This window comes from Mesorhizobium metallidurans STM 2683, from assembly GCF_000350085.1.
GTDB classification, from domain to species: Bacteria; Pseudomonadota; Alphaproteobacteria; order Rhizobiales; family Rhizobiaceae; genus Mesorhizobium; species Mesorhizobium metallidurans.
The window spans coordinates 1-10,508 of sequence record NZ_CAUM01000001.1 but is presented as its reverse complement, the minus strand read 5'-3'; the positions used below and the strand labels follow the sequence as shown (position 1 = coordinate 10,508).

At 63.0% G+C, this 10,508-nt stretch carries 11 protein-coding genes; 1 reads left to right on the top strand and 10 read right to left on the bottom strand.

Annotation, left to right across the window (positions count from 1 at the left end):
• Positions 1-334: 334 nt before the first annotated feature.
• The 10 genes from MESS2_RS00045 to MESS2_RS00005 all read right to left on the bottom strand — a co-directional run bounded on the left by MESS2_RS00045 (position 335) and on the right by MESS2_RS00005 (position 10,278).
• Entirely contained in the window at positions 335-1,048 is a 714-nt protein-coding gene (locus tag MESS2_RS00045; protein ID WP_280113297.1) for an FkbM family methyltransferase, read from the bottom strand.
• A gap of 702 nt (positions 1,049-1,750) precedes the next feature.
• Positions 1,751-2,674, bottom strand: a complete 924-nt coding sequence (locus tag MESS2_RS00040; protein ID WP_008871912.1) for an SMP-30/gluconolactonase/LRE family protein — start codon at positions 2,672-2,674, stop codon at positions 1,751-1,753.
• Between the two features lie 692 nt (positions 2,675-3,366).
• Positions 3,367-5,337 (bottom strand): relaxase/mobilization nuclease RlxS, encoded by a 1,971-nt coding sequence (gene rlxS / locus MESS2_RS00035; protein WP_008871909.1) that lies wholly within the window; start codon positions 5,335-5,337, stop codon positions 3,367-3,369.
• A gap of 212 nt (positions 5,338-5,549) precedes the next feature.
• Positions 5,550-6,236, bottom strand: coding sequence for a lytic transglycosylase domain-containing protein (locus MESS2_RS00030; RefSeq protein ID WP_040591645.1), 687 nt, complete (start codon positions 6,234-6,236; stop codon positions 5,550-5,552).
• A complete protein-coding gene (traF, locus tag MESS2_RS00025; protein WP_008871907.1) occupies positions 6,224-6,772 on the bottom strand; it encodes a conjugative transfer signal peptidase TraF in 549 nt (182 codons plus the stop codon). The genes MESS2_RS00030 and traF overlap by 13 nt, the downstream gene beginning before the upstream one ends.
• A complete protein-coding gene (locus MESS2_RS00020; protein WP_008871906.1) occupies positions 6,769-7,038 on the bottom strand; it encodes a helix-turn-helix transcriptional regulator in 270 nt (89 codons plus the stop codon). The genes traF and MESS2_RS00020 overlap by 4 nt, the downstream gene beginning before the upstream one ends.
• A 162-nt stretch (positions 7,039-7,200) precedes the next feature.
• Positions 7,201-7,524: a DUF736 domain-containing protein gene (locus MESS2_RS00015; RefSeq protein WP_008871905.1), complete on the bottom strand. Its 324-nt coding sequence runs from the start codon at positions 7,522-7,524 to the stop codon at positions 7,201-7,203.
• A 534-nt stretch (positions 7,525-8,058) separates the two neighbouring features.
• Positions 8,059-8,445 carry a hypothetical protein gene (locus MESS2_RS33145; protein WP_008871903.1) on the bottom strand — a complete coding sequence of 129 codons (387 nt, stop codon included), beginning with the start codon at positions 8,443-8,445 and terminating at the stop codon, positions 8,059-8,061.
• A gap of 20 nt (positions 8,446-8,465) precedes the next feature.
• Positions 8,466-9,782, bottom strand: coding sequence for a ParB/RepB/Spo0J family partition protein (locus MESS2_RS00010; RefSeq protein ID WP_008871902.1), 1,317 nt, complete (start codon positions 9,780-9,782; stop codon positions 8,466-8,468).
• Between the two features lie 76 nt (positions 9,783-9,858).
• Positions 9,859-10,278 (bottom strand): DUF2958 domain-containing protein, encoded by a 420-nt coding sequence (locus tag MESS2_RS00005; RefSeq protein WP_008871901.1) that lies wholly within the window; start codon positions 10,276-10,278, stop codon positions 9,859-9,861.
• Between the two features lie 45 nt (positions 10,279-10,323).
• Here MESS2_RS00005 and MESS2_RS32065 point away from each other — a divergent pair.
• Positions 10,324-10,508, top strand: a 185-nt coding sequence (locus MESS2_RS32065; protein WP_157357546.1) for a hypothetical protein, incomplete at its 3' end; no start/stop codon positions are given.

The following is a 10,508-nucleotide window of genomic DNA, read 5'->3' as shown; positions in this document are numbered from 1 at the left end:
CGCGGCAGTCACCTGAACCAGCAAGCGGCCCCGGGTGTCCTTCCGCTTTCATCCGGGCTTCGCCGTCAACCCAAAGCGGACAACTGATGTGCTACAAAAACCGGGATGTCTGCCTGAGATCCGCCTGGACTTTCGCAGTTGCTTTAAATGCGGGCTTCTCTTCTATTGTCAGCGAGATCTGGCGAGGGTTCAACGCCGTTGCGCTGCAGATCGCAGACGATCGTTCCGTAGCGCTGTCCATTGCGCTAGGCACGGTCAGGGATGCCGATCACATGCGGCGCTTTCGGCGCTCGAACCCGGGCCGCAGGAACAGTCCGCAACGGTGTGTCCCCGCTCACCGGCATAGCGAGCCTGTCCGGCAGGCGCGAGCCCGGGTTGCCATCCATGGCGGAGTCTGTGTGGCCCCAGCGATGACATCTGATTCGGCCCCCTGCACATCCATCCAGATGAAATCGATCTTGCTCAGGTTGGCTTCGCTGCACCAGTCGTCAAGCCTTCGAGTTTCAACCGATATGGGGTGATCGAACCTAACCCAATCATGTTCGAAAAGATGATTCTTGGGTCGGCGTATCGAGCCAGATCGGTCCCATTCCTTCGCACTTCCGTCTCCGTTGCTTGGATGGAAATCAATACTGCCATTCCGGCTACTGATCGCGATCTCGAAAAGCCTCACCTTGTCTAGGTAGAGATCCATGTACTTCTTAAAGCGGGCAGCCGCTCGAGGGTCGGGCTCAAAGCAGTAGAGCTGAGCCCTTGGGCAAAGCCTGAGAAAACGTCGCGTATCGGTTCCGTCATTGCAGCCGATGTCCAGGATGACGGGATTGGGCTTTTGAAGGAGTGAAACAATCTGCCGACGTAACTTCAACGAAGACACCGGTTCGCGCACACACTCCAGAAGCTCTTGCCAGAGCCGCTGCATGGAGATTGGAAAAAGGTCTCCCTGGAAGGCCGAAATATTTCCATTGAACTCGTCCTCAGCGCCTTGAATGCAGCCGTGCCGCCTTATGGGAGTGTAGGTCACCCGGAACTTAGGGCTGGCACCGGGCAACTTGGATTGCTTTCGATTGGTCCTGCGGCGTCGGCCGGGTTCACAAGTGTTCCTGAAGAAGGGGAGGGCGCACTCCTTAGTAGACCCGTTTCCGCCGACCGACGTTTTCACATCCGCTATTATCCATAATTGGTAAAATCGATTGTGTTGATGGAACGCATGCGCGCGATGCATACATACCTGCCAGGCGCCTGTGACAGGCTGAACGAGGACGATGCTTCGGCGGGTCACCGTCCCCTCCGAGACTTTTCACCATCATATGGGGGTTGACGCTTCCCGCGGTTCACCAGGAAACGAAGGTCCGCAGCGCCCATCGGCTCTCGGCGGCGTGCCACAAGTCGCTGGGTTCGACCTACGCGGCGACTGCGTCAAGATCCGCCCGACCCAAAGCGTCACCCATCCGAGGGCTACATCTCGCGGCACGCCGAACTGCTGGGCAGCAGGGCATCCGCACTCAGCATGCCGCCGGACGACTATTTCAACGACGCGCTTGCGACCGCGTTCGCGCGGATGGCAGCGCCGCTCCAAGTTCAACAACAACGTGCCCGTATGCTCGACGCAAACATGTCATCTGAAGCGCTCGGCTGTTCCTCAAAGCCCGTGATCGTCTGCGCGCCGGCAGCCGATCGACCTGCCCCGATGCGCAATGGCCAATCTTGCGGGTGCGGCGATGGTTGAGGCCCGCATAGCCTGAACGCGAGCCTACGATTGCGCTGCCGCATTGGCGACCACAAAGACGGCATAGAGCGACTGTCGCGCCGTTATGAACAGGCGATTGCGCTTGGGGCCGCCGAAGGTGAGGTTGGCGACCGTCTCGGGGATGCGGATCTTGCCGATCAGCGTGCCGTCGGGATCGAAGCAATGGACGCCGTCGCCGGCCCCTGCCCAGACGCGGCCGGCCGTGTCAACCCTGAACCCGTCGAAAAGGCCGGCCGTGCATGTCGCAAAAACGCCGAGCTCGCGCAGACTGCTGCCCTCGACGGCGAACTTGCGGATGTGCCGTGGCCCATCCTTCTCATGCGTAACGCCGGTGTCGCCCACATAGAGCATCGTCTCGTCCGCCGAGAAGGCAAGCCCGTTGGGTTTCGCCATGATCGAGACGACGCACACCACCTCACCCGTTGCGGGATCAGTGCGGTAGACATGGCAGCCCTCGATCTCCTGCTCGGCGCGGTCGCCCTCATAGTCCGTGGCGATGCCGTACGATGGATCGGAAAACCAGATGGTGCCGTCCGAGCGAACCACAACGTCGTTCGGTGAGTTCAACCGCTTGCCTTCGAAACGATCGGCGATCACCGTGATCGAGCCGTCGTGCTCGGTGCGCGTGACGCGCCGCGCCCGATGCTCGCAGGTAACCAGCCGCCCCTGCGTGTCGACTGTGTTCCCGTTGGCGTTGTTGGACGGCGCGCGGAAGATCGAGACCACGCCATTGGTGTCGTCATAGCGCATAATCCGATCGTTCGGGATGTCCGAGAACACCAAGTAGCGGCCGGCGGCAAACCAGGCCGGACCCTCGAGCCAGCGGCCACCCGTCCACAGCCGCTCGACCGCCGCATGGCCGACGAACCGGCGCTCGAAACGCTCGTCCAGAACTTCGAATCCGGCGCCTTCAATATCTCCGAACATGGCTGCTTCTCCATGACATCAGCTTATCGATAGCCGTCGTTTGAAGACGACTCGCGCTGCTATGCGTCCATCCGCAATTAGTATGCCGGTTGCGGGCAGAGCTTAGCAGCGGTACGGTCGTGGTCGGCGTTGACTCTTACTTATTTTCTCCACTGACCCGCGCTCATGCTGATTTTGTTGCGCGTCGTCTGGCGCGAAAGATTTTCGGCTTTCGGAGAGACTCATCGGCTCGATTGTGGCGATCGTTACGACTGCGGCAGCGTCAGCGGCGAGGTCCGGAACAGGGCGGATCCCGGTCTCGAAGCGCCGCCGCGTGCGGGTGCGTGAGTACCTGCTCTGAGTCACGTAGTGACTGCCCAGGGTTTCCCATTGAGATCCACCAGCGATCCCGGGATGTCGTTCTGATTCGATGGCCCACGGCCGCGGCGACCGAATGTAATTGCCCCGCGTCGACCATCGGCTATCGCAGGGTGTCGCGACCTGCTCACAGCAGGCGGATGTTGCGACGGAAGCGTTGTCGGTGATGACGATGGACGGCTCCGGTCATGACTTCGCTCTTGGACATTTGAGGACGGTCGGCCGACCGTCTTTCATCTCCTCTTCGTTTACCCTTCGCGCTCGGCACGCCTCGACCATGTCCTCTCGACAGAGCATCGTTCGGTCACTTCCGCACAAGATTCCGTGCAGCCATGTCACGAAACGCTCGGCCCGCTCCTCTGTCGGCCAATAGTCCATGAAATCCCCTCCCCGCGCATGATCCCGGACACCTCCTTGCCGATGTGCCGATCGAGCACTGGCCGCCATGGCACGAGCGTGAACTCGCGCGACTTCTCGATGACGGCGTATTGGCCGCTGGCAAGCTCGACCGATCGGCGCAGCGTGCCTTCTACCCGAACCCCGGGCTTCGCTTCGGAATACGACAGTCCAAGTTCGTCCGACAGCTGACCGGCAACACGGTTCAGCTCGCGGTGGCGCAGGATGGAAAGCATATTCGAGCGGAAAACGATCCTACCCTGGTCTTCATGCGCCAGGCCTTGCACGATGAGCCATTGCCGCCGGCGGACCTGCACCTCACGCACCTCACGGCCGAAGCCCGAGTTGCGCAACCCCTCTGGTTCATCGGAAACCAACTCCCGGTCGATCCATGTGGCGCCGTCGAAGCCGACTTGGCGTTCCAGCGACAAAAAGGAGAGCTTCTCGACTGTCACAGGCTCCGCCCTGGCCCGCAGCCGCTCGTATTCCGATGCGCGATCGAGATGATCCGGCGCGATGATCCACGTGCCGTCCGGCTCGCGCTCGACAGCCCGGGTGGCGCGCCGGATCGCCTCCAGCCGGCGCACATGCGTTTCGGCAAAGCTTTCGGTGGCCGACGGATCATGCCTCAGGTGGATATCGACGTTGTAACGGCCGCCATGTGCGGCGGCGATCTCGGCGGTCGTCCGATCAACCTGCCTGGGCTCGGTGTTCCGCGGTGTGACCCGGACGATGCAGCTATCAGGCGTCGGTTCGGTGCCTTCGCCTTTGCCGATGTCGATGTAGTGGGTTCTTCCATCCACCCCGTCGATGATGAGGTAATGACGGTCGTTGATCTCGTCGGCCAGCCCGCCCCCAACAACGCAGCCGACGATACGCTGGGCCTGCTCACCGAATCGATCGTGGATCACCCAATCGGCGGCACTGCGGGCGAGCCCTTTGCCTGTGAGCTCGCGGTGCATTGTCTTGATGATGTCACCGCGCTCGCCGATGCCGCGCAATGTGGCTTCGAGCTGGCCATCGAGGCGCCAGCGACCCGACCCGACCTCTTCTGCCAAGCCCATCCGCTCGAGCTTGCGCAGCCGGCCCTGGTGCAGCGTCTGACGAAAGGCCTCGGGCCCGTCCGTCGAAACAAGTCCGTCATCGTCGCGCATGCGCAGCAGCTGCCGGTCGATGCTGGTGAAGCGTTCCTGCTCCATTTCCTGGCGCAGGCGGTGCTCGATCTCGTGGTCGGTGCGCGGACCGAGATCGAGGCTGACCAGCTCGGCCGCGCGCTCGCGGATGCCCCTCGAGGTGTATTCCCGCGCTATGACGAGGTTCTCGCCGCGATCGTCCTTGCCACGCACGATGATGTGGGTGTGCGGATAGCCGGTATTGAAATGATCCACGGCAACCCAATCAAGCCTCGTGCCGAGGTCCTCCTCCATCTGCGCCATGAGCCGACGGGTCAGCGGCTTGAGGTCGTCATACTCGATGCCGTCTTCTGGCGCGACGATGAAGCGGAACTGATGCCGGTCGCCATCTGCGCGATCGACAAACGCCTTACCGTCGACGCGGCCGCTATCGGCACCGTACAGCTCGCCAGGCGCACCTTCCCTGGTGACACCGTCGCGCTGGATGTAGCGCAGATGCGCACGCGCTCCGTCCGCGCCCTTGCCGGCCAGTTTTACGATCCGGGCCTTGACGACGACGCGACGCTGACGGAAGGCAGCATAACGATCGCGCGATTTCAGCAGCGCGGCGGCCGCTCCGCCGCGCCCTGCCCGGCTGCCGTTAAAGCGGCCGCCGCGCTGGGGCCGGCCGCCGGCTCTGTTGATCGCCGCCTGGACTTGGCTGGCGAAGCGTTTGCCTGCCTTCGAGCCGCGCGAGCCTATTCTGCCGAGCTTCGGCCTGAATTCGTCATCCTGCATCGTGGCCTCCCAGAAATTTCAAGCAGAGTCAGATACTTGCGTGTCCCACACTCCCGGCGCTGCCAGCAGCCTCCGGGAAAAACGATGTGCAGACAAAGACTTCGCCGCCTCCTGGAGGCATTGCCTTTATCTTGCCTTACGCCGCCCTTCCGCTTTCCGGCTTCCGCACCCGCTCTTTCCCGCCCCGCAAAACCGCGCCCCCGCTCGCCGAGTCACCCGCCATTCGGCTCGTTCGTCCGAGCGCGATTGACGCGCAGCGGCACAAAGAGATCGCCTTTCGCTTCGCCGGCGCGAACGCCGTTACGAAGGAAGAAGAGCGAGCGGCCGGAGGGAGCGTTTTGGCTGTTTGGCGCCTTGGAGTCCCCTTCGAATTCATCAATGTCGTCCGCCGAAATCCCCGTCCCCCTGAGCTGTTTGAGATAGGCAACCGTCTCCTTCGGCAGCGGCTTCCCACGCTTCAAATGCTCTTCGTAGCGCTCGGGTCCTGCGTTGTAGGCGGCAAACAGGCCGGGGAATCCGAAGCGGTCAAACATGGCACTAAGATAGGCGGTTCCGGCGAGAATATTGTCACGCGGATCGTGCGGATCGGCTCCCAGATCGTATTCGGCACGCATGTCCTCATACGTTTCCGGCATCACCTGCATGAGGCCCATTGCGCCCGCGCGTGAGGTAATTGGGCGGCCGTCGAGCATGGTCTTGCCGCCGCTTTCGGCATCCATGACGGCGTAAATCCAGGCCTGAGGAATACGGAAGCGTCTGCTTGCTTCGCCTGTGAACTCGTGCCACCTTTGAAGGTGCGGAATTTGGGAGATGGCGACCGGCTCAGCGCCGGTCGAGGCGGAACAGGCGCATGGCGCAAAGGCGATCATGCCGAACATCAGCAGGGTCACTCGGTCCATAGCGGCACGAGCCTCCCGATGACATTTGCGCGCGGCACCGGCCCGAAATAGCGGCTGTCGAATGACCGAATATCGTCGCTGCCGAGCAGGAAGATTTCGTTGTCGGCGAGTGTCCGGCACCCGTTCCACCGTGGCAGCGGGCGGCCTCTGGTATCCTTCGCCAGCCGTCGCGCGACGATCTGGCCGTCGATGATGACCGCGTCATTGAAGGTGCAGACTTCGTCGCCCGGCAGCGCGGCAAGACGTTTTACCAGCGGCACGTTGCGGGGCAGATAGCCGCGTTCGGCGGCGAGTTCGGCGAGCGATTCTGGCGGGCGGACGAGCACCAGATCGCCCCGAGCCGGTGCTGCAAACCCGAGGCCATAGAGGCCGACGGGCGCGCTGGCCGAGGCGTTCCAGACCAGCCAGGGCCTTGGTTTGACGGTGCCGGCGAAGCCGATCAGGGTCAGTCCAATCACGGCAGCGCCGATGGTTTTGCGTGCCTGGAGGCGCCGCAGGCGGCTGCCGATCAGACGGATGGAAGGGCGCCGGCTCATGAGCGGCCTCCCTGGCCGGCTTGGCCGGAACCGGCCTCACCATCCTCGTTACCGGCGTGCTGCGGGTGCCCTTTCGACCATCCGTCGAGTTCGTCGATGTGGTAGCGGACATAGCGGCCGTGCTTGCGGAATTTCGGGCCGCCGCCCTTGAGCCGCATCTTTTCCAGCGTGCGCTGGGAGAGCCCGATATAGAAGGCAGCTTGGGCCGTGCTGAGAAAGGGACTGCCCTTTTTAGCGCGGGCCGCGCGTTCGTTTTCGTCGTCCATGGTGATCCTCGTTTCGCTTCGGACAAGCGAGGGCGAGGATGGGCGAGCGAGATCGCCTCCGGGACGGGCGAAGAGTCCGGGGAGAGTTTTCGCCGCCTTTTCGGGCGGGCGCCTGGGAATGAGCCCCGCGCCGGATGGGGGCGCGAGGCTCGGGTCGGCCGATCAGTCGGCCGGGTTCCAGATGATGGCGTAGGTGTCGTCATCGTCCTGGCCGGCGGCGCGGCCGAGATTGGCGTAGAGCTTGCGCGGTCCGAACTCCGGCGCTGCAATCGACAGGCTCACATAATCCTTACCGGAAGTCTCGCCGGTGCGGATCCAGCCGGCGCCAACTTCGACCCCCTGCGTCAGCACCCGGAAGTCGGGATGGTTGTCGGCGCTCTTGGCCTGGTTGGGGACGATGTCGATGTCGGCGCGGACGCTGAGCGTCTTGAGCTGGCCCTTGTAGGCGCCGTTTTCCTGCTTGTTGACGTAACCGATCGCGGTCATTTGAAGTCTCCTTTTGCTGTCGCCGGGGACCATCCCCTGCGATGGCGGACCGTAATGGGCGCGTCCGGACCGCCTGAACCCGACAGGGCCGAAGCGATAGCGGAGGACCCGAGCGGGCAGCTTTTTTGAAGCGAAGCGGCGCGAGGAAGCCGCCGCAGGCGGCGGGGAAAAAAGCTGATCGGCGAGGGTTTCGGGCGGCCGGATCCGCCCATAGGTCGACAAGCCAGCCGCAGGGGAATGGTCCTTGAAGAGAGCAGGAGATCGTGGGAAACGCGGTCGCTACAGCCAGGCAGGAGGGGCGGGAATTGACAAGACCTGCGGCTGATAAGGTGCCCACGCCGATCGAGATCGTGACCGCAGGTTGGGCGCAGATCAGGCATCGGGCGGGCGGACCGATCCATGGGGATCAGGAGTTTGCCGGCCTGGATTTTGCTGCGCGATGCGGGGCAAAGGAAAGCTCGAACATGCAGCCACTGCGACCGGGGTACAGTGCCGAACGGCGGCTGCCGAGAAGCCGCCGCCGGCCGTGACAGGCTATTCGCAGACGAACAGCGACCTGACCCGTGCCCATTGATCGGCGGTGCGGAAGCCGCCTCGATCAGTGTAGCTTTCGACCGGGAATTTCATCCAGCGCGGCAGCCAGGTCTCGACCAGTCTGCGGCCGTTATCGCCCGAAAGAAAGTCGCGGATGATCTTCTTTTGCGTCTTCACCTTTTCGGCGACATTGCCGTCCGCGACATGTTTGCCGCCGACTTCGGCAAGCATGGAGTTGGCAATTTCCTTGTCGCGCAACAGGTCGAAGAAGGCGTCGTCCGGCTGCCAGCAAGCGCCGATGTCGACATTCAGATGATTGCCGAGCGCGTCGATGACGGCGCTGCCGGCTTCAAGTGTCTCGGCCATGACGATACTGAGAACGCGCATGACATGATCGTCGCAGAGCGCTAGGAGCCGCGCGAAGATGCTTGCCGTGCCGAAGTCGTCGCCATTGCCGTCAGCGATTGTGCCGTCCTCATCCGGTTGCCCAGCAGCGCCACGACCTCGCGCCGTTTTTCGGCGAACGCGGCCTCGGCCTTGCAGGCTGCCAGGCTAGCGGCCACGATCTCGTGGGCGGCACGCTGCGGTTCGCGGCGAACCTGCCACAGGCCGGAACCGGCTATTGCATGCGCCACCATCAGGCGAAGTGCTGCGCCCGGATGGTCGAGCAGGCCAAAGCGCACGGCGGCATGACGGTGCAGATCGACATAGTTCTGCATCGGTCCGGTGAGTTCGGGCCGCGACGGTTTCGCGGCCGTCTCCTCTGCGCCCTCGCCATTCGCGCGGGCGCGGCGAGCCTCCTTGCGCGATAGCCAGCCCTCGTGACACTCGACCTCGCCGCGATGCGAGACTGATATGAAGACCTTGCCGCCCTTCTTCTTCGGCGTCTTTTCGTGGTCCCATGAGTGGAAATGCTGACCCGGTTCGAGCACGATCACCTCGCTCCAACCGTGTTCCAGACAGGCGTCGCGCTTGGCGGCAATCGCCTCGTTCTGCTTTTGCCAGAACAGGTCGGCGTCGGCGAAATAACTTTCCTCGCCAAACAGATCGGAGACGATCAGGCCGGGATAATCCTCGATGGCAAACAGCGCCACCTTGGTGGAGATTGACTGTCCACCGAACAGCCATTGCTTCAACTGATAGCCGCGTGGCGCGTATTGCCCCGGATCGGCAAACAGTGCCAGCCAATCCTTCTGCTGGGCTTTCGAAGCCATGGTGAGATAGCGAGCGGTTTCGGTGTTGATTTCGTCCCGCCGATAGGCTTCGCGGATTTTGGGCAGCAGTTCGCCAAGCGCCAGAATGCGCTTCACCTGAAGCTCCGTAATGCCGAAGGTGCCGGCGATCTCCGGAACTGTGCGGCCTTCTCTGATCAGCCGTGAGAACGTCTCCCATTGCGACACTTCGTCGGGGTTGAGGCGGGCGACGTTCTCGATCAACGAGGCTTCGAGGGCATCGGCGTCCTCGCCAGCCTCCATGATGGCGCAGGGCAAGGGATCGGCTTTACCTCGCTCGTCGGCGAGCGATTTCGCGGCGAAATAGCGTCGCCGTCCGGCGACGATCTCGAAGCTTTCCGGCGAGCCGTTCGGCCGCACCAGAAGCGGCACGAGGACGCCACGCGCGCGGACGGACGGCAGAATGTCGGACAGGTCGGGCGCGCGTTTACCGTGGCGCATGTTGAGGGCGGAAATATTCAGTCGGTCGAGCGGAATATGGGCAAGCTGCATGTCTTCTCCTTCAATTGGGGTGCGATTGTCCCCGCCGGGGAGACCGAAGGCCGATGCGGCGGGGACGGGTTTGCGCCTAGCGGCGCTCTGGTTCCGCCGCGTCTGGCGGAAGCTCGGAATGGGATTTGGCAAGTGCTTCCGCTGTCTGCCGCAGAAGCCGCTCGGCTTCGGTGATCTGGCCGGCGCTGCGCGCGGCCTCCGCATAAACGGACAGCGGAAAACGCGCTTTGAAATAAAGGTCGCGCTCGATGCCCAGTCCGAGCGGACCCTTGATGGATTCGAGTTCGGCAAGGCTGACGCTGCCGAGTTCAGGGAAGCCGAAGCCGAGGTCGCAAAGGCCGAACAGCGTGTCGCCGTCTGCATCGAGTTCGGTCAGAAGCCAGATCGCAGGACCGGCCGGATCGAACAGTTTCACGACCGGTGCGTGGTCGGTTTCGGCGTCGGCAGCGCCGTTGGCGAGGAGCCGGGCGCGCAGTTCATCGGTGATCAGGATCATTGCGGAATTCCTTCAAGACGGTTCGGGCTGATTGAGTGCGGCTTTTTGAAACAGGCGGATACGAGCGGCTGGTGCGCGCGCGCGGGCGCATCGGCGCGCCGTCAGAAGCGCAAGACGGTCGCGCATGGCGATGGAGCGCGCTCACGCGGCGATCTCGGCATGCGCCTCGCCTTCGACGTCGGCACTAAGGCCAAGCAGGAAATCGGCGGCTTTCGAGGCATGGCTGGCCG

Bases quoted from the DNA above. Each gene is read 5' to 3' on its own strand.
- MESS2_RS00010 (WP_008871902.1), bottom strand. From the start codon at position 9,782: ATGCAGCTTGCCCATATTCCGCTCGACCGACTGAATATTTCCGCCCTC.
- traF (WP_008871907.1), bottom strand. From the start codon at position 6,772: ATGAGCCGGCGCCCTTCCATCCGTCTGATCGGCAGCCGCCTGCGGCGC.
- MESS2_RS33145 (WP_008871903.1), bottom strand. From the start codon at position 8,445: ATGCGCGTTCTCAGTATCGTCATGGCCGAGACACTTGAAGCCGGCAGC.
- MESS2_RS00040 (WP_008871912.1), bottom strand. From the start codon at position 2,674: ATGTTCGGAGATATTGAAGGCGCCGGATTCGAAGTTCTGGACGAGCGT.
- MESS2_RS00020 (WP_008871906.1), bottom strand. From the start codon at position 7,038: ATGGACGACGAAAACGAACGCGCGGCCCGCGCTAAAAAGGGCAGTCCC.
- MESS2_RS00005 (WP_008871901.1), bottom strand. From the start codon at position 10,278: ATGATCCTGATCACCGATGAACTGCGCGCCCGGCTCCTCGCCAACGGC.
- MESS2_RS00030 (WP_040591645.1), bottom strand. From the start codon at position 6,236: ATGGACCGAGTGACCCTGCTGATGTTCGGCATGATCGCCTTTGCGCCA.
- MESS2_RS00015 (WP_008871905.1), bottom strand. From the start codon at position 7,524: ATGACCGCGATCGGTTACGTCAACAAGCAGGAAAACGGCGCCTACAAG.
- rlxS (WP_008871909.1), bottom strand. From the start codon at position 5,337: ATGCAGGATGACGAATTCAGGCCGAAGCTCGGCAGAATAGGCTCGCGC.